This window comes from Mesorhizobium sp. M2A.F.Ca.ET.039.01.1.1 (assembly GCF_003998035.1).
GTDB lineage: Bacteria > Pseudomonadota > Alphaproteobacteria > Rhizobiales > Rhizobiaceae > Mesorhizobium.
The window spans coordinates 1-21,525 of record NZ_RZRY01000039.1; the positions used below are offsets into that span (position 1 = coordinate 1).

Genomic DNA, 21,525 nt, shown 5'->3' on the forward strand with positions numbered 1-21,525 from the left:
GCCGTAGTCGATGAAGAGGCCGGCGCCGCCCTGGCCGGCTATGCGTTCGGCGATCTGCGCCATCAGCGCCGAACGGGCAGGCGCCACTTCGACGATGGCGCCTTGCGGCGCATCGGCGGCGCCAGGGGGCAGCAGCGCCGGGTCGACGGATCCCGCGCCGGCGAAGAAGTGCAGCTCATCGGCGCCGTCGAGGCCGACCACGCGCTCGCGCCAGCCCGCGCCGACATAGACGAACTGCCGGATCGGCACCGCGTCGAACAATTCGTTGCCGACGATGAAGAGCGGCTGCGGCGGCAGCGTGTCGAGGCTCTGGTGCCAGCCAAGCGCAACGTTCTGCCCCGCAAGCGTCTGCTTCTGTATCTCGGCCAGGCGCGTGCTGGTCTCGACCATGGCAAAGGAGGCGCCGGCCACCAGCGCCGGGTCGAGCCGTGACCAGGTGCGCAGCATGTCCTTCATCAGCGTGCCGCGGCCGGGACCGATCTCGGCGAAGGTCGGGGGCAGGGGCCGGCCGGCGCCCTGCCAGGCCTGATAGAGCCAGACGGCGACGAGCTCGCCGAACATCTGGCTGATCTCGGGCGCGGTGATGAAGTCGCCGGCGGCGCCGAAGGGCTCGCGCGTCGTGTAATAACCCTCCTCGGGATCGAACAGGCAGAGCGCCATATATTCACTGACCGGGATCGGCCCCGCCGCGCCGATCAGGCCAATGATGCGCTGCTTCAGTGTGCTCATGCCGCCTGCGGCTGTGGCGTCGGCTTTGCCGTGGCCATGGCCCAGATGCCGGCGAGCACCATCGGCGTGGACAGGATCATGCCCATGGTCAGCCAGTTGGTATAGAGCAAATACCCGAGCTGGTGGTCGGGCTCGCGGAAGAACTCGATGAAGATGCGCGACAGGCCGTAGCCGCAGATGAAGGCGCCGCCGACGAAGCGAGGCGTCTTCAGTTTGAGCCGCGAATGAGTGAGGAAGCGCAGCACCAGGAACAGCACCAGGCCTTCGAGCAGCGCCTCGTAAAGCTGGCTCGGATGGCGAGGGTCGAGGCCGGCGGGACATTGCCCCAGCGCCTGCTGGAGGCGATCGTTGCAGAAGACGACGCCCCAGGGCATGTCGGTTGGCCTGCCCCAAAGCTCGGCATTGATGAAGTTGCAGACGCGCACCAGCCCAAGGCCGACCGGCACGCCGGCTGACACCACGTCGAACAATGTCCAGGTGTAGATGCCACGCTTGAGCGAAAAAAGCGTCATGGCGAGGATGACACCGAGCAGGCCGCCATGGAATGACATGCCGCCCTGCCAGACGGCGAAAATGTCGAGCGGGTGCGCAATGTAGCGCTTCAAGTCGTAGAACAGCACGTAGCCGGTGCGCCCGCCGAGCACGACGCCGATCGCCGCCCAGACGATGAAGTCGTCTAGGTCCTCGGGCTTCATCGGCAGGTGGCCGTCGGGCCAGAGGCGTGCGTTGGTGACCAGCCGCTTGGCATACCACCAGGCAAAGAGGATGCCGACGATGTAGCCGACGCCGTACCAGTGCACAGCCAGCGGCCCGATATTGACGATGACCGGATCGATGTTGGGGAAGGGCAGGGAGGCCAGCGGCAGCAGGAAATATTCGCTCAACAGGGTCTCCAGGGCGCGGTCATGTTCGGGCGCGGACCATGCGGCAGGGTTTTGGCGGGGTCAAGGCAACGGCAGCGCGGCAAATCTGAATTTGGGACGCAGCTAATCGCCGTTACGTGGCGGCTTTGGCTTTTGGCCTTGGGCCAATTCCCTGTATTTGGCTTCCAAGCGGTCAAACACCTCTTCGGCATGCATTGTCCGCTTTGCTTCGACGTCGCTGATGCCCTTGGCGAGCGCTGCGTCTAGTGCGGCAATGCGCTTTTCCGAACCCCCAGTGTTGGGCATCCCACGCTCCCGTTCGAAACATCCTATCAGATAATAACGACAACGACGGACACGGTGAGATCAAATCGTAACCACGTGAGCACGCCGCAATGCGCTTGCATTCCGCGCCGCGCGCCACTACGTCAAAACGACAAAGCGAGGATCTGCCATGGCGACCGGACCGAACCGCATTCTCGACGAATTCGCAAAGATCATGACCGACGCCGCGGGTGCCGCGCAGGGCGTTCGTCGCGAGGTGGAGACGGCGTTCCGGGCGCAGGCCGAGCGCATGCTGAATTCCATGGATGTGGTGCAGCGCGAAGAATTCGAGGCGGTGCGCGAGATGGCGGTCAAGGCGCGGGAAGACAACATCCAACTGGCGACGCGCGTCGAGGCGCTCGAGGCCAAGCTCGCCGAATTGACCGGACAGGCCGCACCTGCGGGTGCCGCGAAGCCCCGCGCAAAAAAATAATCGTTAAACTTTTCCACATAGCGCGATCCGAAAAATCGCTTTGCCGTGAATCGCTTACCGGCATTGCATGAATCTTTGTGACAGCCACCTTTCCACATGCGGATGACGCGGCGCGAAAAATTGGGCTGTTCACGCGACTCCCGATCAATAGACTGAATTTGTTGCATGATTCGAAGCAGGGTCATGCGCCGGGCGGTGGGGTCCGGTTGGGTCTTTGCGTTGGAAAGTCCTGACCGTCCGAGTTCTAGACAAGATTGTTCGTTGTGTGTGCCCCGCGGAGCGTGTGGCGCTCCCCTGAACACAGGAAGCATTCATGGAACTCCTCGAACTCGAATTCTCCCGCGAAATCCACCCGGTGGACGTCATCGAGCAGGTGGCCCACAACAATGACTGGTCCTTCGAGCGCGCCGGCGACGACGAGATTTCGATTTCGGTGGCCGGCAGCTGGACCGACTATCACGTCTCCTTTTCCTGGATGGAGGATTTCGAGGCGCTGCATCTGGCCTGCGCTTTCGACATCAAGGTGCCGGAGACGCGCGCGCTGGAAGTGATGCGACTGTTGTCGCTGATCAACGAGCAGATGCTGTTCGGGCATTTCGACCTGTGGGAGCAGGAAGGCGCGATCATGTTCCGCCAATCGCTGTTGCTTGCCGGCGGGGTCGAGCCGTCGAGCCAACAGGTCGAGGTGCTTCTATCGTCGGCGCTCGAGGCCTGCGAATGCTATTTCCAGGCCTTCCAGTTCGTCGTCTGGTCGGGTACATCGGCCAAGGACGCGCTCTCCAGCGTGCTCTTCGAGACCCACGGAAACGCCTGAACCAAACCGATATCGCCGATGAGTTCCAGCAGCGAGCGCAAGCCCGAGATCAGCTTTGCCGATTTCGACCGTGTCGATATCCGTGCCGGCACGATCGTCGAGGCCGAGCCGTTTCCGGAAGCGCGCAAACCGGCAATCAAGCTGAAGATCGATTTCGGCCCGGCGATCGGTGTGAAGAAGTCGTCAGCGCAGATCACCAAATACTACGCGCCGGAAACGTTGGTCGGCCGGCAGGTCTTCGCGGTGGTCAATTTCCCGCCGCGCCAGATCGGTCCCTTCATGTCGGAGGTCCTGACGCTCGGCTTTCCCGATGAAGAGGGCGCGGTGGTGCTCGGCGCCATCGAGCGTAGGGTGCCGGACGGCGGGCGCCTATTCTAGGACGAGCCTAGGGCGACCCGGAGCCACCCTGTCCTGATCGGCGCGCTTACTTGGCATCCCCAGCGCTTCGTCGACCGCGTCGAGGAACATCTCGGCGCAGGCCGTCCAGCTGTAGCGCATGGCGCGCTGACGCGCTTCGGCGCGATCGACGTTGAGCGCCTTCATCGCCGCCTCGCCCAGGTCGTTCGACACGGCTCCGCCGACACCGTCGCCGACAATGTCGATCGGTCCGGTCACCGGATAGGCGGCCACCGGCGTTCCGCTGGCCAGCGCTTCGATGATGACGTTGCCGAAGGTGTCGGTGCGGCTCGGAAACACGAACACATCGGCCGAGGCGTAGATCTCGGCCAGCTCGTCGTTCGGGCGATGGCCGAGGAAATGCGCGTTGGGATAGCGCGCCTTGAGTTTTGCCAGTTCCGGTCCTTCGCCGACGATCACCTTGCTGCCGGGCAGGTCGAGATCGAGGAAGGCGGTCAGGTTCTTTTCGATCGCGACGCGGCCGACGCACAGGAAGACCGGGCGCGGAAATCCGGTTTCCTTGCGCTTGTCGGGCCGGAAATGGTCGGTGTCGACGCCGCGCGTCCAGGGCCTCAGCTTGTTGAAGCCACGCGCCGCGAGATCGTCCGCCAGCGATTGCGTGGCGACAAGCGTGCCCTGTCCGGAATTGTGGAAGTCACGCAGCCAGTTGTAGGCCCAGCTTTCCGGCACCGGCAGGCGGGCGCTGAGATATTCGGGAAAGCGCGTGTGGTAGCTGGTGGTGAAGGGGCGGCTGGCCTTGCGGCAGTAGCGGCGCGCCATGATGCCGAGCGGACCCTCGGTGACGATGTGGATGTGGTCGGCCTTGGCGGCATCGATCCGGCGCGCCACATGGCCCGGCGTCGTCAGCGCGAGCCGGATGTCGGGATAGGTCGGCATCGGCAAGGTGCGAAAGAGGTTCGGCGTCAGGAAATCGAGCTCGACGTCGAAGGGCTTCAGCGCCTCGGTGAGGCGTTCGAGCGTGTGCACCACGCCATTGACCTGCGGCTGCCAAGCGTCGGTGACCATCAGGATGCGCATGGAGATCCCGCTACGTATGACGGTCCATCGCCGCGATAACTCCCGGACGCGCCGGCGCGGTGCCGCAACGGCAGCCACGCGGCAGCTCGCGCCTCGCTCCAGCGCACCCGGGCAGGGGCGGGATCGAAGCGGGGCGGCAGAGCCGAATCAACAAGGGTCGCGCGCTTCATGCGCGCTCTTCACCATGATTTCATGACGGGCGGATGAAGCCTGTCTTGGCTCTGCTTACGCAGGCACCTTGATGACGGCGCGCAGGCCGCCGAGCGGACTGTCCTCGAGGCTGATGTCGCCGCCGTGGCTGCGGGCGATGTCGCGGGCGATCGACAGGCCAAGTCCGGTGCCGCTGGCGTCCAGGTTGCGCGCCTCGTCCAGTCGCAGGAATGGCTTGAACACCTCTTCACGCTTGTCGGGCGCGATGCCCGGCCCATTGTCGTCGATGGTGACGGTGAGCGAGCCATGGCTGTGGTTGGCGTGGACCTCGACGGCCTTGGCATAGCGGAACGCATTGCCGATGACGTTCGAAAGCAAACGGGCAAAGGCGTTCGGCCGCACATGCACGGCCGGATCGCCGGCCAGCGTCGTCGTGAGCTTGCAGCGACGCAATTGCGCTTCCTCGCCGAGCTTCTGGAAATAGGCGTTGAGGTCGAAGCGTCCGGTGTCCTCCGCGGACTCGCCACGGGCAAAGGCGAGATAGCCTTCCAGCATCGACTGCATGTCGTCGATGTCCTGGTTCAGCGCGGCCTTGGTCTCCGCTTTGCCGCCGGCCAGGGCCAGCTGCAGCTTGAAGCGGGTGAGGATGGTCCTGAGGTCGTGGCTGACGCCGGTCAGCATGGCGGTGCGCTGCTCGATCTGGCGCTCGATACGCTCACGCATCTGGATGAAGGCGAAGCCGGCGCGGCGAACCTCCTCGGCGCCGCGCGGGCGGAAATCGCGCGGCATCGGCCGGCCCTTGCCGAAACTCTCGGCGGCCTCGGCGAGCGTCAGGATCGGCCTGATCTGATTGCGCAGGAAGGGAATGGCGATCATCAGCAGAACCAGCGAGGTGCCGACCATCCAGATCAGGAAGATATGCGTATTCGAGGCATAAGCCTGGCTGCGCCGCACGAAGACGCGCAGCACTTTGCCTTCGAGCTGGACGCGGACCTCGACGACGTTCGAGTTGCCGACCGTGTCGATCCAGAACGGACGGTTGATCTGTCTCGTGATCTCCGACGACAGCGCCTCGTCGAGGATCGAGAAGAACGGCTTCGGGCCGGGCGGCGGCAACGGATCTGGCGGCAGCAGATCCACTTTCAACTGCATGCGGTCCTGGGCGATGCGGATGATGTTGGCGTAGTCAGCGTCGTGCGGATAGGTCTCCATCATGTCGATGACGGCAGCAATGTCCGAGATCGTCGCCTGCGACAGGCGCTGGGTGACCGTCTGCCAGTGGCGTTCCATGAAGACGAAGGCGATCACCGACTGCAGCAGGATCATCGGCGCGATGACGATGATCAGCGAGCGGGCGTAGAGCCGCTTCGGCATGTAGAGCGCGATCAAGCGCCAGAACCGGTTCCAGGCGCGCGGCATCGCCCTCAGCGTCCGCAGCGCGAGGTCGCCGGGGCCGCTCCCTTTCGGCTGTTCCAGTTGCGTGGTCGCCATTCGCCTTCCGCTCGTCGATGGCCTGTTCAGCAAAGGGCCTTCGACGGTAGTCTATTCGACGCTGAGCCGATACCCAATACCGCGCACCGTCTGCAGCCACACCGGATTGGACGGATCGCGCTCGATCTTGCGGCGCAGCCGGTTGATCTGCACGTCGATGGTGCGCTCGCCGACATCCGATTCATCGCCCACCAGCTCATGGCGCGGTATGGTCTCGCCCGCCCGCGCGGCGAAGATCGCGAGGATCTCCTGCTCGCGGTCGGTCAGCTTAAGCGCCTCGCCGCCGCGCTTCAATTCGCGCTTGGCGATCTGGAACGTGTAGGGCCCGAACACCAGCTGTTCCACCTTCGGCGTTGCGGCCGGGCCGCCACGGCGCAGGATGTTATTGATGCGCAGGATCAGCTCGCGCGGATCGAACGGTTTCGGCAGGTAATCATCGGCGCCGGCTTCCAGCCCGCTGATGCGGCTGTCGGTCTCGGACAGCGCCGTCAGCATCAGGATCGGTACGTTCTTCTCGGCCCGCAGCGCCTTGGTGAGATCGACGCCGGTTTCGCCCGGCATCATGACATCGAGCACCAGAAGGTCGAAGTCGAGGCCGGCGAGCTTGCGCCTGGCTTCGCCGGAATTGCCGGCGACAGTGACGCGAAAGCCATTCTCGGACAGATACTGCTTAAGCAGGTTGCGGATACGCGTGTCGTCGTCAACGACCAGAAGATGCGGCGCGTCATCGTCGGGCGCGGCCGGATGATCGACCTTCTCAATGGTCTCCATGGTTCTTCCCCGATGTTTGCGCAGGCACAATGTCGATCTGCGCTCTTAGTTCCGGATTGACCATCGCTTCCAGGAATCGCTCGATCGTGGCGCGTTCGGTGGCTCCGGAATCCTCCAATGCCGCACGGATGCGGCGCGACTGTGGCCGCGCCAGCGCCAAGGCCAGCGCGCGGCCCTTGGCGGTCGGGTAGAGCTCGCGCTGCCGGCGGTCGCGCGGGCCCTGCACCTGGACGATATGATCGGTGTCGATCAGCTGCTTCAAAACCCGCGCAAGGCTCTGCTTGGTGATCTTCAGCACATCGAGCAGCTCGGCGACGGTGAGGCCCGGCCTGCGGTTGACGAAGTGCAGCACACGGTGATGGGCGCGGCCGAAGCCATAGTCCGCGAGGATCTGGTCCGGGTCGGAGGTGAAATCGCGATAGGCGAAAAAGAACAGTTCGATGATGGCGAAGTCGATGCCGTCCTCATCGGCGATCGCCGTCCTGATCGGTTTTCCGGCTGCGGGGCTCGTCATCATTTCTCCATGCGAGGCGGGAATTATGTCAGTACTATTGACGTAATTCCCCGGCAATGATAATTTTTGACAAGCTTTTCGGCGGATTGCGAACGAAAAGGCAAGCGGAAGCCGTTTTTCCGGAACTTCCTGAGTTTGCCACGAATTGAATATCCGCCTACGCTTCCAAGCACTGGCCAGCGTTTCGGATCCTGTTCGGATCCTGTGATGGGGCCGGCACGAAGGCTATAAAAAACATAACGATTTGCGGGCACCCGCCCGCGGGAGGTTTCCATGGCATCCGTTCCCTTCGATCAACTGGACGGCTTCATCTGGATGAACGGCGAGTTCGTCAAATGGGCCGACGCCAAGATCCATGTGCTGACCCATGGCCTGCACTATGCCAGCGCCATCTTCGAGGGCGAGCGCGCCTACGGCGGCCAGATCTTCAAGCTGACCGAGCACAATGAGCGTCTGCATGAATCGGCACGCCTCTTGGGCTTCAAGATTCCCTATCCGGTCGCCGAGATCGACGAGGCCTGCCGGACGCTTTTGAAGAAGCAGGGTTTTCAGGACGCCTATGTGCGCCCGATCGCCTGGCGCGGCAGCGAGCAGATGGGCGTCTCGGCGCAGAACAACCGCATCAATTGCGCCATCGCCATCTGGCAATGGCCGAGCTATTTCGATCCCGCGCAGAAGCTCAAGGGCATCCGCCTCGATGTCGCCGAATGGCGACGGCCCGACCCGCGCACCGCGCCGTCCAAGTCCAAGGCCGCCGGCCTCTACATGATCTGCACGCTGTCCAAACATGCTGCCGAGGCCAAGGGCTATGCCGACGCCATGATGCTCGACTGGCGCGGCCAGGTGGCGGAAGCCACCGGCGCCAATATCTTCTTCGTCAAGGACGGCAAGATCCATACGCCGACGCCGGACTGCTTCCTCGACGGCATCACCCGCCGCACGGTGATCGGCCTGGCCAAGGACCGTGGTTTCGAAGTGATCGAGCGCGCCATCATGCCGGAAGAACTCGAAGGTTTCGAGCAATGCTTCCTGACCGGTACCGCGGCCGAGGTAACACCGGTTTCGGAGATCGGTCCATACCGATTCGAGGTTGGCGAGATCGCCAAGACCTTGATGAACGACTATTCTGCTGCGGTGCAACCAAAGCACGCGATCGCCGCAGAATAGCGAAAGTCACAGTTTTTTTGTGCAATAGGGGCGGTTTTCGGGCCGCCCTTTTTATTTAAGCTTTCATGCATTTGACTTTCGGACGGTTCGGCGTCTCATGATGGTGTCGGCCCTTGGAGGCAGGCGGCTATGGAGGGACTAGTTACATGGATACGAACACGCTCGTTGCGATCGTTATACAGGTGATTACGGGTATCATCGGTGGCCAAGCGGTCGGCGCGGCGCTCAAGCAGGCGGCGTTGGGTCAGCTTCCCAAAATCCTCGGCGGTGCCATCGGCGGCGTCGGCGGCGCGGCCATTCTCGGCAGCCTTCTCGGCGGCGGCACGGTCGATCCGGCGGCGGCCGCGGCAGCGGCAGGCGGACTTGGCAGCGCGCTCAACGTGCAGAACATCGTCGGCGGCGCCGGCGGCGGCGCGATCCTGACCGCCATCATCGGCGCGGTCATGGGTGCGATGAAGAAGTAAGGCCTGCCGCTTCAGGCTTCCAAATGGGCGGCTTCGGCCGCCCATTTTCGTTGCCGGGATATTTATGCCGGCCGGCAGTGGACGGCGTTTGCCGGCCTGTCTACATCAGGGCGACAACCGGAGCGGTTCGGACTTTTCCTGGAATTGCTCGAGAAAGGAAAGCCATGGGTCAGCTCAATGCCGGCATCGTGCCGGTCACGCCGTTCCAGCAGAACTGCACCATCCTGTTCGACATGGACGACAAGAACGGCGTCGTCGTCGATCCCGGCGGCGATATTGACCAGGTGCTCAAGGTGCTGAAGGACAATGCCATCAAGGCCGGCGCGATCTGGATCACGCATGGCCATATCGACCATGCCGGCGGCGCGATGGAGTTGAAGGATGCGCTGGGCATCGACATTATCGGCCCGCACGAAGCCGACAAGCCGCTGCTTGCCAATCTCGAGAACCAGGCCAAGCGCTTCGGCCTGACCGATCCGGTGCGTAACTGCGTGCCGGACCGCTTCCTCACCGAAGGCGAGACGGTGTCCTTCGGCGATCACGTGTTCGAAGTGCTGCATTGCCCGGGGCACGCGCCGGGCCATGTCGTCTACTACAACCGCGCGGCCAAGTTCGCGCATGTCGGTGACGTGCTGTTCCGCGGCTCGATCGGCCGCACCGATCTGCCTGGCGGCGACCAGGCCGCGCTGATCGCCTCGATCAAGGACAAGCTTCTGCCGCTTGGCGACGATATCGGCTTCATCTGCGGCCATGGACCGGGCAGCCGTTTCGGCGACGAACGGCGGACCAATCCCTTTCTCACCTGACCCGCATGCAAAGAAAAAGCGCCGCTGGAGGCGGCGCTTTTCTGGGCAGGGAACCCAGGCGGTGCTCAAAAGCTCCGCCTAGTTGGCGACGCAGAAATGCTGCTCGCCATCATTGCCGGTGAACGTGCCGGTACGCGAGTTGAAGGTGCGGTAGCGGTCCGAGCAATACTCATACCAGCCGCGGGTCCACGGCTCGGCATAGCGGTCGGCATAGACGACACGCGGCTGCTGCACGTAGTAGCGGCGCACCGGCCGATCGACATAGTAGTCGTCACCATAGGCCGGTTCGTAATAGCGTGGTCCGGGGTTGCTGAGCACGCTGCCGATCAGGGCGCCGGCCGCGAGGCCGACAACGCCAGCGGCAAGAGCGTCGCCGTTATGATGGCGATGATGGTGCCAGCGCCAGTCGTCAGCATTGGCCGCCGAGAAGGTGGCCAGGGTGGTCGCGGCAATGCCAACGCTCAGGATGGCGGTCTTGAGAAAACGGTTCATCTTCGGTCTCCTTCGCGCCGGCCCGCGCATTTTTTTGGGGATACGGACCGGCTTTAGAAAAGGTTAATAGAAGACCGTGGCTGAACGGAGGCTGAACGGAAATCGGCGTAAACGATTTTTCGTGGCCTAGCGGTTTTTCGAGGCTTGGGCACAGCCCGATACCGGGCGGGAGCGCCCCGCCTGACATAGCCTCCGTCGGATCCGTCGTGAGCCGGCTCAGCCGATCGACAGATTGACGGCCTTCGGACCCTTACCGCGCTTGTCCGGCTCGGTGTCGAATGTCACTTTCTGCCCATCCTCAAGACCGGGAAGGCCCGACGCCTGCACGGCCGAGATGTGGACGAAGACATCCTTTGCGCCATCGTCGGGCGTGATGAAGCCGAAGCCCTTGGCATGGTTGAAGAATTTGACGGTGCCGGTCTGCGGCATGGGAAACTCCTTTGATCCCATCAAGTCAAGTCTCGGGCCGGCAAATTGCCCGAGAGGAAATTTGTCCTTTATTTTAGCGTCATCGGCAAGAGAAAGTTTTCGCCTGCCGATCCAAGCATTTGCGCGCGAAAAAGGCGCGACGGTTCCGTCGCGCCTTCGCAATTTCGAGCCTGTCCAAAAGCCCGTTCAGGATCCTGCCGCATCATTGCATCCGCAAAGGACAGGCGATTGCGCCGATCAGGCGGCGCGCAGGTTGACCGCCTTCGGGCCTTTGCCCATGCGGTCCGGCTCGACGTCGAAGGTGACCTTCTGGCCGTCGACCAGCGTGCGCAGGCCGGATGCCTCGATCGCGGAAATATGGACGAACACGTCCTTGGCGCCGCCATCCGGCGTGATGAAGCCGAAGCCTTTGGTGGCGTTGAAGAACTTTACGGTACCGGTCTGGGCCATTGGGGAAACTCCTTCACCCGTGTCAGTCTTGTGGTTTGCCCGCTGCCTCGCGCCTTGGGCAAATCCCTGTGGTTGCTTCGGCGGTCATGCATTCGCGCATGGTCAAACCCCCCGCCGAAAAACGGGGTTGTCAGAGATTCACACTTATCGGGGAAAGGTCGTCCAAAACGTTCCGCTCTCCGGGTCGCAAATGCCCGAACGGGGAAATTTATTACACGGAAACGTGATGGTTGCAAGACGACGGTCGCGGGCGGCCCGCGGCGCGTCCAACGCTGGGCTTCGAGTAGACCCCGTGCCGGCACGGGTCATCGGCCAGAGAGGGGCCAAGCATGGGCCAGAGCGGGGCTGTCGGCCAAGGGCCTGGGGGCGCCACAAACGGTGGTTGCGTTTGCCGCGGGGAATGCGAGGATGTCGCGAGTTGGCATCACCGGGTCGGGATGAAGGAGGGACAGATGCGGTTTCTTGCGATCTCGCGTCAGGCCGCTGTCATTTTCATCCTGTCCGCGCTGCTGGCGGCCTGTACGGTGGTCGTCGACGATGGGCCCCGGCCGCGCCCGCCCAGGCCGCATCCGCAGCTCTGCACCATGCAATACCAACCGGTCTGCGCCCGGCGCGGCGGCGACCGCCAGACCTTCGCCAATGCCTGCCTGGCCGAACGGGAAGGGTATCGCATCCTGCGCGACGGTCCTTGCCGCGACGGCGGTGGTGGCGGCGAGCCGACATTCTGCACACGCGAATACGCCCCGGTCTGCGCCAGGCGCCATGGGCAAGTGCGCACTTTCCCGAACGCATGCGAGGCCCGCGCGGCGGATTACCGCGTCGTCGGCGACGGGCCGTGCTGAAAAGCAACGCGGTGTCCGGCTCAACAGGCGGGTATGGACACCGCAATGCGCGTGGTGTTGCTTAGCCTTGAATCTCTTGCCCGCATGGCTTAGGTCCGGCGGACCAACAAACACGGCAGGTTTCCCATTAACAGAGATCAAAGAAGAGCGGCGAATGCGGGCGGCAAGCCGGGAACGGCCAGCCCGCTCGATCCCTATGTGCAGCGGGCGCTGCAGCTGCACCAGGCCGGGCGCCGTCAGGAAGCCGAGGCGCTCTATCGGCAGGTTCTGGGGCAGCAGCCGAACCATGCCGCCGCCTTGCAATTCCTCGGACTGCTGCTGCACCAGACCGGCCGCAGCGAGGAGGGGCTCGAGCTCATCGAGCAGTCGGTGACGCTGCAGCCCAGGAATGCCGACTTCCTCAACAATATGGGCACCGTCATGCGCGACCTCGGCCGGGTCGCCGCCGCGGTCGATTTCTTTCGCGGCGCGGTGGATATCAAGCCGGACCAACTGGCCGCGCGCGACAATCTCGGCTCGTCGCTGAAGCAGCTCGGCCAGTTCGACGCCGCCGAGGAGATCTTTCGCGGCACGATCGGCCGCAACCCGTTCCATGTCCGCGCCCGCATCGGGCTTGCGGAAACGCTGCAGGAGGCCGGGCGGCTGGATGAGGCGATCAAGCTGTTCCGCGAGTCCTTGTCGATCCGGCCGAAGGACGCCGAGCTGCTCTACGGCCTGGGCGTGGCCATGATGGAGAAGGGCAAGCTCGACGAAGCCGCCGATCTTGCCCGACAGGCGGTGGCCGTTGTTCCGGGCATGGCCAAGGCCTGGCTGCTTTTGACCCAGGTCAAGCGTCAGACCGAACGCGACAAGGAGCTTGCCGGCATGGAGGCCGAGCATGCCAAGGCGCCACAGGGCAGCCTGGCGCGCATGCAGCTTTCCTTCGGTCTCGGCAAGGTCAATGACGACCTCAAGGACTATGGCCGCGCTTTCGACTATTTCGCCGAGGGCAATGCCATCCGCCGCCAGGGCATCGACTACGATCCGGTCCGCACGCGCGGCGAATTCGAGGCGATGAAAGCGGCCTTCGACAAGACCTTCTTCGAGAAGCACCGGACAAGCGATATTTCAGCCGACACGCCGATCTTCGTTGTCGGCATGCCGCGTTCCGGCACCACGCTGGTCGAGCAGATCATCGCCAGCCATCCGCAGGTCTATGGCGCCGGCGAGTTGAACATCTTGAAGACGGCCGTCGGAAAGCAGTTTCCGATGAGCATGCCGGGTGGATTCCCCGCCGGGATCGCCGACACGCCCGACAAGGCCTTCGCCGAGGCGGGTCAGGCCTATCTCGACATGCTGCATAGCCGCTATCCGGGCTACCGCCATGTCACCGACAAGATGCCGGGGAACTTCATGCTGGTCGGCTTCCTGCACATGATGCTGCCGAAGGCCAAGATCGTCCATTGCGCGCGCGACGCGGCGGCGACGTGCCTGTCGATCTTCAAGGTGCATTTCCGCGGCGACAGCCATCGTTACGGCTACGACCTAGGCGAGCTCGCGGATTTCCATAACCTCTACACCGACATCATGGCGCATTGGCACAAGGTGCTGCCAGGCGTCGTGCACGATGTGCGCTATGAGGATTTCGTCGCCGACCAGGAAGGGCAGACGCGGGCGCTGATGGCGCATCTCGGCCTGCCCTGGGACGACAAGGTTCTGTCCTTCCACGAGACGGACCGGCCGGTGCGCACCGCTTCCGCCGCGCAGGTGCGCCAGCCGATGTATCAGGGCTCGGTCGATCTGTGGAAGCGGTATGGGGATCGACTGAAGCCGCTGCTGGACAAGCTGCAGAACGGATAGAGCAAGCATTGAACCGGCAGGCCGCTTGCTCTGAGTCATCGCAGGGGTCCGCGATTAGCCGCTACCTCGCGACCTCGTCATTCCAGGGCGGAGCAAGGAGCGAAGCGACGCGCGCAGACCCTGGAATCCATGCCGTTACCTCGATCGAAACGTGCAACGGTGCAGAATTCTGGACCTCCGCGGCGCTTCCAAGTCACGGCATGGATCCTCGGGTCTGCGCAGGAGCTCCGCTCCTGCTCCGCCCGTGGATGACGACCGATAGGCTGTGATCAAAGCTCGATGAACGGCTGGAAGCCGCCGAAGATCATGCGCTTGCCATCGAAGGGCATGGCGGACCAGTCCATCTTGAGACGTTCATCGGCCATCACCTTGGCCATGACCGCGTCGCGGCTCCGTCTGGATTCGTAGACGACCCAGGCGAAGATGACGATCTCGTCGTCCTTCGCCTGTACGGCACGCGGAAACGAGGTCAGCTCGCCATAGGGCACGTCGTCACCGATGCATTCGACATAGGAGAGCGCGCCGTGCTCCATCCAAATCGGGCCCGCGGTGTTGGCCAGCTTCTTGTAGTCGTCGAGATTTGCCTTCGGCACGGCAATCACGAAACCGTCGACATAGGACATGGTGAAACTCCTTGGTTGGGCCCGGCTTTCCCTCCTCCCTTTGCGGGAGAAGGTGGATCGGCGCGCAACGCCGACTTGGATGAAGGGTGCTTCAGCCTGGCGCCAAGCTACCCCTCACCCGGATTGCCAGCCGATTTGCGAAGGGCAAATCGGGGCAATCCGACCTCTCCCACAGACAGGAGGAGAGGTGGACGGCTCACTTCACCGGCGCGTTCATCGCCCAGGCGATGCCGAAGGGGTCTTTCACCTGGCCCCAGCGGTCGCCCCAGAACATCACCTGCAGCGGGGTGACGACCTCGCAGCCGGCATCGACCGCCCGCTTCCACCAGGCGTCGATGTCGTCGCTGCCGAGATGGAGCTGCAGCGTATAGCCCTGCGCCGCCTGGTGCGGATGGCCGTGTTCCGGATAGGCGTCGCCCAGCATCAGCGTCGAGCCGTTGACGTAGAGATGGATATGCATGGTGCGGCCCTTGTCGTCCGGCGGATAGGCGAACACTTCCTCCGCGCCAAAAGCCTTCTTGTAGAATTCGGCGGCCTTGATGGCGCCGTCGACCTGCAGGTAGGGGGTCAGTCCGCCAAGGACCTTGGCGCGGGGCGGGGTCTGGTCGTTCATATTCGTGTTCCTCTTCACGGGTTTGACGTGGCTTGCGGCCCAAGGACGGACGAAGCGGCGGCGATCCTACATGCCTCCAGAAATTCTTCTTAAGCGCCTTGCCTTGAAGGCGCGCGGCCGCGGGACAATCGCATTGAAAGCATCATTTTATATGACCTTCGCCGAGAAGGTGCTGGCGCGGCGGCTTTCGCGCGTTTCGAAAATCTCCGGAAAGCCGATGTCCTTGCGCAGCTCTGCGGGCAGCGACAGCAGGATGCGCTCGCTGCGGTGACGGGCACGCGCCTCGGCATACCGGTTGGCGAGGCGGCCGATGGACGACAGTACCGACATGACAATTCTCCCTGGTTGATGCCGGCATCATCGTGTCGGCATCCCAAGGACGAGGCGGCAACAGGCGATCCGACAGATCGCTCCAAATCTTTTTCAGAACACCGATGCCGCCAGCGCGGTGTCGTAATACTCCACCATCTCGATGATCTCGCCGTCGCGGACCGTCCAGAAATTGGCGGTGCGCATGATGAGCTCCTCGCCGGTGGTACGGCGCGTCATATGGATCTCGACCTGCGCGGCAACCTTGTCGCCGCCGTCGATAATCTCGACCGGGACGAAGTGGCGGTATTCGAAGTCATCGTCGAGCGCCAGGAGCCTGGAGAGGAATTCCTGTTTGCCGTGCGCGGTGCCGGCATGACGCGATTGCCGGGGATCGGCAATCCAGCGGAACACGACATCCTCCGCGCACCGCGCCAGGGCACCCTCGATGTCGCGGTCCGCATAGGCTTTGTAGAGATTGCTGACGATTTCCACTGCACGCATGGCCCGTCCCCTCCATGGTTGAGCAATTCAGCATGCGCTTTTTTTAGCAGATGGAAAAGTATTGCCGGGCCGGCGGCGACGGCCCGGCGGGTGTATCGTCTCTCAGTTCGGCGTTTCGGCGACGGAGCGGAAGAACGCTTCCGGGTCGTCGACCTCGGTCAGCCGCCGCTTCTCGATCAGCCAGAAGCGGTTGCCGACGGCGCGGATGAAGGAGCGGTCGTGCGAGGCAAGCAGACAGCTTGCCTGATGCTTCAGCAACTCGTCCTCCAATGCTTCCTGGCCATCGATGTCGAGATGGTTGGTCGGCTCGTCGAGCAGATAGAAATTGGGGTTGGTCAGCCGCAATACCAGCATCATCAGTCTCGACCGCTGCCCGCCCGACAAGGCGCCGATCTTTTTGTCCTGCATCTCGATGACGACGCCGGCGCCGGCAAGGAGCGAACGCGCCCGCTGCTCGCCGATCTCGAACCGGCGCGAGACCATTGCCAGCGGCGTGTCTTCGCCATTGATGCCCGACAGCGCCTGGTCGCTGTAGCCGAGCACGGTCGACGGCGTCACCTTGATGTTCGCAATCGAGCCGGGTTCGGCAATGGCGTTGCGGATCATGGCGATGAAGCGCGTCTTGCCGACGCCGTTGCGGCCGAGCAGCACGATGCGATCGTCCTGGCAGATATGGCGCTTCCCGGTCCTGAATAGCAGTGTGCCATCAGGCGTTTCGACCGCCGCGTCCTCCAGCGTGATCAGCACCTTGGCGTGGGTGCCGCGGTTCGCCAGCCTGATCGCGCCGGCCGAGCGCTCGCGATGCGCTTGTACGGCGGCATCCTCCAGCTTCTCTGCCCGCTCCTTCAACTGCTTGGTCTTCACCGTCAAAAGGTCGCTGCCTGAATTGATGCCGATGTTGTTCAGCTTGGCGGCTTGGCTTGCGCAGCTGCTGGGCGATCTTCATGTCGCGCTCGAACTTGCGCGCCATCGAGGCGTCGAGCTCGTCGAGCGCATGCCTGGCGCGTGAATAGGGCAGAGCGAACACCGGCGACTCTTCGGGACGCAGGAACAGCGTGCGGTTGGTGACAGCGTCGAGGAAAGCGCGGTCATGGCTGGCGACGATCACAGGCACGTCGGGCGGCAGCGCATTCAGCCAGTCCTCCAGCTGGCCGATCCTGGCGAGGTCGAGATGATTGGTCGGCTCGTCGAGCAGAAGCACGTCGGGATCGGTGACCCAGACACGCGCGATCAGCGCCAGCCGCTGCCAGCCGCCGCTCAGCGCGCGCATCGGCCGGCCGCGCATGTCTTCCGGCACGTCGAGCGAGTCGAGAACCACGTCGACGCGCCACAACTCGCTGTCGCGCTGCTCGACCGGCAAGGCGTCGGCGACGACGTCATGGAAGCTGCGGTTGAGCAATGCGCCGGGAACGGATTGCTCGACATGGCCGACGCGCAGGCCGCGTGACCGGGTGATGTCGCCGGAGGTGGGTTCGAATTCACCGGCCAGGCATTTGAGCAAGGTGGACTTCCCACGGCCATTGGCTGCGACGATGCCCAGCCGGTCGCCGGCGCCGATGGTGAGGTCGAGGTTGGAGAAGAGCGGCGCACTCATGGTGACGCCGACAGATTTGAGGCTGATCAGGGCCATTCGATTTCTCTGGTCTTGCCGGAAAGTCCGGCTGATGCACTTTGACGGTGCGCCGGCTGATCAACGGATCAGCTTAGCGGCACCACGAAGGGCAGACCAAAAATCGAAACGGGAAAAACCCGGACCGTCCGGTCAGCCCTGCAAGCAAGCTCGCAGGGCGCAAATCGGGCCACGCTGACGATGGTGATCGATAGACACGCAGCCCTCCTTTCCAGAGTTCGAGTTGGGGTTGGGTACACCGGGGAGGGGGCGAATGGCAAGGGGCGGCGAAGTTCACAGCTGCAACGGAGTCGCCGCGTTCCTTCGCGCCCCCCTCTGGCCTGCCGGCCATCTCCCCCACAAGGGGGGAGATTAGCTGTCATAGGCGCCTCGCCAATCGCCAGCGTTGCAAGATGGAAGCCGGCGCTTCAGCCGCCAATCTCCCCCCTCGTGGGGGAGATGTCCGGCAGGACAGAGAGGGGCGCTGTCCCGCCAGCATCTCAACGTGTCTTGAACCGACCTTCGGAAATCAATGCCCTGGCCGTCCCGTCTTGCCCGGGCGACGCTTCTGGCGGCGCTCGTCGGCCGGGTCCTCGTAGGAGCCGATGCCCGAACGCTGGCGGACGATGGGTTTGCTGGGATCGTCGCGTTCCTTCGCGCCCCCTTCTGTCCTGCCGGACATCTCCCCCACAAGGGGGGAGATCGGCTTTGGCTTCGCCGGCACTTTTCCCTCGACGGGCTTTTCCGTCCGCCGCACCGTCATCTCGTCGAGTGAGTTCTTGCGGAACAACGGCTTGGTGCGGTCGCCGGGAATGCCGAAGTCGGAGCCGTGCGCTTCCTGCGCCGTCTGCTTCTTGAACAGCGAGCGCGATACGGCACCGGCCGGCGTCGTCATATCCGTGCCGGGGCCCATGTCGTCGAGCCAGGGCTTGGCGAAGAGCGGCTTCTTCAACGGCACGGCGCCGTCGGCGCCCATCTCGTCGAGATGCGGCTTGCGGAACATATTGGGTCGGGCAGCCTTTGCCGCCTCTTCGGCGGCGCGGGCTTCGTCGAGCCTGCGGAAACGCTCCTGCTCCTCGGCCGTGCGATGCCTGGCGACGCCCTTGTTGTGCTTGCCCTTCTCGCGGCCCGAGGCAGGACTTTGGCTTTCCACCTCGCGCGCCAGCGGATCGTCGGAGATGGCGAGCTCCATCTCGCGCAGTCGCTTGATCTCGTCGCGGACGCGCGCCGCCTTCTCGAAATCGAGATTGGCGGCGGCATCGCGCATCTGCTTGTCCAGCGCCTCGAGATGGGTCTTCAAATTGTTGCCGATCATCGCGCCGGCGTCGTCGGTGAACTGCGAGATGTCTGCGCGGACGTGGTCCTTCTCGTAGACCGAGTCGAGGATGTCGGCGATGCGCGACTTGACGGATTCCGGCGTGATGCCGTTGGCGGCGTTCCACTCCATCTGCTTCTCGCGGCGGCGGTTGGTCTCCGCCATCGCCCGCTCCATCGAGCCGGTGATCTGGTCGGCATAGAGGATGACTTTGCCGTCGACGTTACGGGCAGCGCGGCCGATGGTCTGGATCAGCGAGGTTTCCGAACGCAGGAAACCTTCCTTGTCGGCATCGAGGATGGCGACGAAGCCGCACTCCGGAATGTCGAGGCCTTCGCGCAGGAGGTTGATGCCGACCAGCACGTCAAAGGCGCCGAGGCGGAGATCGCGCAGGATCTCGATGCGTTCCAGCGTGTCGATGTCGGAATGCATGTAGCGGACGCGAATGCCGTTCTCATGCAGATATTCGGTGAGGTCCTCGGCCATGCGCTTGGTCAGCACGGTCACCAGCGTGCGGTAGCCGAGCCTTGTCGTCTCGCGGATCTCGCCGACGACATCGTCGACCTGGCTCTTGGCCGGGCGCACCTCGACCGGCGGATCGATCAGCCCGGTCGGGCGGATGACCTGCTCGGCGAAGACGCCGCCGGACTGCTCGAGCTCCCAACCGCCGGGCGTCGCCGAAACCGCCACCGACAGCGGACGCATGGCGTCCCATTCCTCGAAACGCAGCGGCCGGTTGTCCATGCAGGAGGGCAGGCGGAAGCCGTACTCCGCCAGCGTCGCCTTGCGGCGGAAGTCGCCGCGATACATGCCGCCGATCTGCGGCACGGTGACATGGCTCTCATCGATGAAGATCAACGCATTGTCGGGCACATATTCGAACAAAGTCGGCGGCGGCTCGCCCGGGGCGCGGCCGGTGAGGTAGCGCGAATAGTTCTCGATACCAGCGCAGGAGCCGGTCGCCTCCAGCATCTCCAGGTCGAAGCGCGTGCGCTGTTCCAGCCGCTGCGCCTCCAAGAGACGCCCAGCCTTTTCAAGCTCTTGCAGGCGGTACTTGAGCTCTTCCTTGATCGACTTGATGGCTTGATTCAAGGTCGGGCGCGGCGTCACATAGTGCGAGTTGGCGTAGATCTTGACGCTCTTCAGCTCGCCGGTCTTCTGCCCGGTCAGCGGATCGAATTCCGTGATGGACTCGATCTCATCGCCGAACATCGAGATGCGCCAGGCGCGGTCTTCCAGGTGGGCGGGAAAGATCTCGATCGTGTCGCCGCGCACGCGGAACGAGCCGCGCACGAAGTTGATGTCTTGGCGCTTGTATTGCTGGGCGACGAGGTCGGCGAGAAGCGAGCGCTGGTCGAGCCGGTCGCCGACCTGCATCTGGAAGGTCATCGCCGTGTAGGTCTCGACCGAGCCGATACCGTAGATGCAGGACACCGAAGCGACGATGATGACGTCGTCGCGCTCCAGCAGCGAGCGCGTCGCCGAGTGGCGCATTCGGTCGATCTGCTCGTTGATCGAAGATTCCTTCTCGATATAGGTGTCGGTCCGGGGCACATACGCTTCCGGCTGGTAATAGTCGTAGTAGGAGACGAAATACTCGACCGCGTTCTCGGGGAAGAACTTCTTGAACTCGGCATAGAGCTGCGCGGCCAGTGTCTTGTTGGGCGCCAGGATCAGGGCAGGACGCTGCGTCTCCTCGATCACCTTGGCCATGGTGAAGGTCTTGCCCGAGCCGGTGACGCCGAGCAGCACCTGGGTGCGGTCGTTCCGGTCGACGCCTTCGACGAGATCCTTGATCGCGGTCGGCTGGTCGCCGGCGGGCTCGAAATCCGACACCATCTTGATGGCGATGCCGCCTTCCGACTTTTCCGGCCGGGCGGGACGGTGCGGCGTCCAGAGCTGGCCGTCCTTGTGCAGCGGATTGCCGGATTCGATCAGCGCCGACAGCGCGGCTACGGTCGCGGTAACCCCGCTGGACGAAACCTGCTCTGCATCCTCCAGGCTGATGTCGAGTCCGGCCACCGGGTTGAGGCCGGCGGCGGCGCGCTCCTTGGCCGAGGCCGCTCCGCCCATCGAGGTGCCGCGCGCCGTCCGCCCGGGCGCCGAGGAGCGTTCGGGGATCTTCTTCGGGGCTTTCGCCTTCGGCTGCTTTTCCGCCTCGCGCTCGATCTGCCCGGCCCAATCGGAGATCGAGCCGGTCAGCGGCGCGCCGGTGAAGTCGGCCTGCGGCGCCTCGGCGAAGCCGCCGGGATTCAGCGGCTCGGCGGCGTCGAGGAAGTCGGTCAGCGGGCTGCGCCGCTTCGGCGCGCCGTCTTGCGAAGGCGTCTTCTTGTCAGGATGTCTGGCCATGGGCCGAATATGGGTGGACTCGGCCGAAATGGAAAGAGGCGAGTGAAACGGCGCCGGTCAGGCGCGGACGCTGCTGACAGAAGGCTGTCAGGAGAGGCGTCATGATCCGATGGGGCAGGCTAACGCCGACTCAGGGTGCTCGCCTCCGCCAGAGGCGGGGAGAGGTGTCCGCGAAACGGACGGAGAGGGGG

At 63.8% G+C, this 21,525-nt stretch carries 22 protein-coding genes and 1 pseudogene; 8 read left to right on the forward strand and 15 right to left on the reverse strand.

From position 1 onward, the window contains the following. On the reverse strand, positions 1 to 729 hold a 729-nt coding region (locus EOA24_RS05845; RefSeq protein WP_127409664.1), incomplete at its 3' end, for an SAM-dependent methyltransferase. Continuing rightward, positions 726 to 1,613, reverse strand: a complete 888-nt coding sequence (gene lgt, locus EOA24_RS05850; RefSeq protein ID WP_126081668.1) for a prolipoprotein diacylglyceryl transferase — start codon at positions 1,611 to 1,613, stop codon at positions 726 to 728. The genes EOA24_RS05845 and lgt, both read right to left, overlap by 4 nt. 433 nt (positions 1,614 to 2,046) lie before the next feature. On the opposite strand from lgt, the gene EOA24_RS05860 reads away from it, so the two are divergent. From EOA24_RS05860 to EOA24_RS05870, 3 genes are all read left to right on the forward strand, one after another. Next, on the forward strand, positions 2,047 to 2,349 hold the full coding sequence (locus EOA24_RS05860) for an accessory factor UbiK family protein (protein WP_112126796.1): 303 nt from the start codon (positions 2,047 to 2,049) through the stop codon (positions 2,347 to 2,349). Between the two features lie 313 nt (positions 2,350 to 2,662). Continuing rightward, positions 2,663 to 3,163, forward strand: coding sequence for a YbjN domain-containing protein (locus EOA24_RS05865; RefSeq protein ID WP_040989643.1), 501 nt, complete (start codon positions 2,663 to 2,665; stop codon positions 3,161 to 3,163). An 18-nt stretch (positions 3,164 to 3,181) separates the two neighbouring features. After that, positions 3,182 to 3,541, forward strand: a complete 360-nt coding sequence (locus EOA24_RS05870) for a tRNA-binding protein (protein ID WP_126081670.1) — start codon at positions 3,182 to 3,184, stop codon at positions 3,539 to 3,541. On the opposite strand, the gene EOA24_RS05875 is transcribed toward EOA24_RS05870, so the two are convergent. The 4 genes from EOA24_RS05875 to EOA24_RS05890 form a co-directional block, all read right to left on the reverse strand. After that, positions 3,533 to 4,597, reverse strand: coding sequence for a glycosyltransferase family 1 protein (locus EOA24_RS05875; protein WP_245466977.1), 1,065 nt, complete (start codon positions 4,595 to 4,597; stop codon positions 3,533 to 3,535). The two genes, EOA24_RS05870 and EOA24_RS05875, sit on opposite strands and share 9 nt — an antisense overlap. Positions 4,598 to 4,822: 225 nt before the next feature. Then, entirely contained in the window at positions 4,823 to 6,238 is a 1,416-nt protein-coding gene (locus EOA24_RS05880) for an ATP-binding protein (RefSeq protein ID WP_126081671.1), read from the reverse strand. A gap of 51 nt (positions 6,239 to 6,289) precedes the next feature. Beyond that, entirely contained in the window at positions 6,290 to 7,009 is a 720-nt protein-coding gene (locus EOA24_RS05885; protein WP_126081672.1) for a response regulator transcription factor, read from the reverse strand. Then, entirely contained in the window at positions 6,996 to 7,523 is a 528-nt protein-coding gene (locus EOA24_RS05890) for a MarR family transcriptional regulator (RefSeq protein WP_042647466.1), read from the reverse strand. The genes EOA24_RS05885 and EOA24_RS05890 overlap by 14 nt, the downstream gene beginning before the upstream one ends. 273 nt (positions 7,524 to 7,796) lie before the next feature. Here EOA24_RS05890 and EOA24_RS05895 point away from each other — a divergent pair, with 273 nt between their 5' ends. The 3 genes from EOA24_RS05895 (at position 7,797) to EOA24_RS05905 (ending at position 9,960) form a co-directional block, all read left to right on the forward strand. Continuing rightward, complete coding sequence (locus EOA24_RS05895) at positions 7,797 to 8,690, forward strand: branched-chain amino acid aminotransferase (RefSeq protein WP_126081673.1); 894 nt, start codon at positions 7,797 to 7,799, stop codon at positions 8,688 to 8,690. 146 nt (positions 8,691 to 8,836) lie between these two features. Further along, positions 8,837 to 9,154, forward strand: coding sequence for a hypothetical protein (locus tag EOA24_RS05900; protein ID WP_126081674.1), 318 nt, complete (start codon positions 8,837 to 8,839; stop codon positions 9,152 to 9,154). Positions 9,155 to 9,318: 164 nt separating this feature from the next. Next, positions 9,319 to 9,960 carry an MBL fold metallo-hydrolase gene (locus EOA24_RS05905; RefSeq protein ID WP_126081675.1) on the forward strand — a complete coding sequence of 214 codons (642 nt, stop codon included), beginning with the start codon at positions 9,319 to 9,321 and terminating at the stop codon, positions 9,958 to 9,960. A 78-nt stretch (positions 9,961 to 10,038) separates the two neighbouring features. Here EOA24_RS05905 and EOA24_RS05910 read toward each other — a convergent pair whose 3' ends face one another. From EOA24_RS05910 to EOA24_RS05920, 3 genes are all read right to left on the reverse strand, one after another. After that, positions 10,039 to 10,452 carry a BA14K family protein gene (locus tag EOA24_RS05910; RefSeq protein WP_127255287.1) on the reverse strand — a complete coding sequence of 138 codons (414 nt, stop codon included), beginning with the start codon at positions 10,450 to 10,452 and terminating at the stop codon, positions 10,039 to 10,041. 216 nt (positions 10,453 to 10,668) lie between these two features. After that, positions 10,669 to 10,881 carry a cold-shock protein gene (locus EOA24_RS05915; protein WP_006202521.1) on the reverse strand — a complete coding sequence of 71 codons (213 nt, stop codon included), beginning with the start codon at positions 10,879 to 10,881 and terminating at the stop codon, positions 10,669 to 10,671. Positions 10,882 to 11,118: 237 nt separating this feature from the next. Then, complete coding sequence (locus tag EOA24_RS05920) at positions 11,119 to 11,331, reverse strand: cold-shock protein (protein ID WP_006202520.1); 213 nt, start codon at positions 11,329 to 11,331, stop codon at positions 11,119 to 11,121. A 452-nt stretch (positions 11,332 to 11,783) separates the two neighbouring features. Between EOA24_RS05920 and EOA24_RS05925 the strand changes: the two genes are divergently transcribed. Beyond that, positions 11,784 to 12,173, forward strand: coding sequence for a Kazal-type serine protease inhibitor domain-containing protein (locus EOA24_RS05925; RefSeq protein WP_126081677.1), 390 nt, complete (start codon positions 11,784 to 11,786; stop codon positions 12,171 to 12,173). 198 nt (positions 12,174 to 12,371) lie between these two features. Further along, the gene (locus EOA24_RS05930; RefSeq protein WP_126081678.1) at positions 12,372 to 14,012 is read left to right on the forward strand and encodes a tetratricopeptide repeat-containing sulfotransferase family protein; all 1,641 of its coding nucleotides are present in this window, start codon (positions 12,372 to 12,374) and stop codon (positions 14,010 to 14,012) included. Positions 14,013 to 14,281: 269 nt separating this feature from the next. Here the strand turns inward: EOA24_RS05930 and EOA24_RS05935 are convergent, their stop codons facing one another. From EOA24_RS05935 to uvrB, 6 genes and pseudogenes are all read right to left on the reverse strand, one after another. Continuing rightward, entirely contained in the window at positions 14,282 to 14,635 is a 354-nt protein-coding gene (locus EOA24_RS05935; RefSeq protein ID WP_126081679.1) for a DUF1428 family protein, read from the reverse strand. Between the two features lie 196 nt (positions 14,636 to 14,831). After that, a complete protein-coding gene (locus EOA24_RS05940) occupies positions 14,832 to 15,248 on the reverse strand; it encodes a glyoxalase/bleomycin resistance/extradiol dioxygenase family protein (RefSeq protein WP_126081680.1) in 417 nt (138 codons plus the stop codon). Positions 15,249 to 15,395: 147 nt separating this feature from the next. Further along, entirely contained in the window at positions 15,396 to 15,578 is a 183-nt protein-coding gene (locus EOA24_RS05945) for a hypothetical protein (RefSeq protein ID WP_042645761.1), read from the reverse strand. Positions 15,579 to 15,671: 93 nt separating this feature from the next. Beyond that, the gene (locus EOA24_RS05950; RefSeq protein WP_126081681.1) at positions 15,672 to 16,061 is read right to left on the reverse strand and encodes a nuclear transport factor 2 family protein; all 390 of its coding nucleotides are present in this window, start codon (positions 16,059 to 16,061) and stop codon (positions 15,672 to 15,674) included. Between the two features lie 102 nt (positions 16,062 to 16,163). Then, positions 16,164 to 17,691, reverse strand: a pseudogene (locus EOA24_RS05955) (ABC-F family ATP-binding cassette domain-containing protein). A gap of 508 nt (positions 17,692 to 18,199) precedes the next feature. Next, positions 18,200 to 21,334 (reverse strand): excinuclease ABC subunit UvrB, encoded by a 3,135-nt coding sequence (gene uvrB, locus EOA24_RS05965; RefSeq protein WP_127256799.1) that lies wholly within the window; start codon positions 21,332 to 21,334, stop codon positions 18,200 to 18,202. Between the last annotated feature and the right edge of the window lie 191 nt (positions 21,335 to 21,525).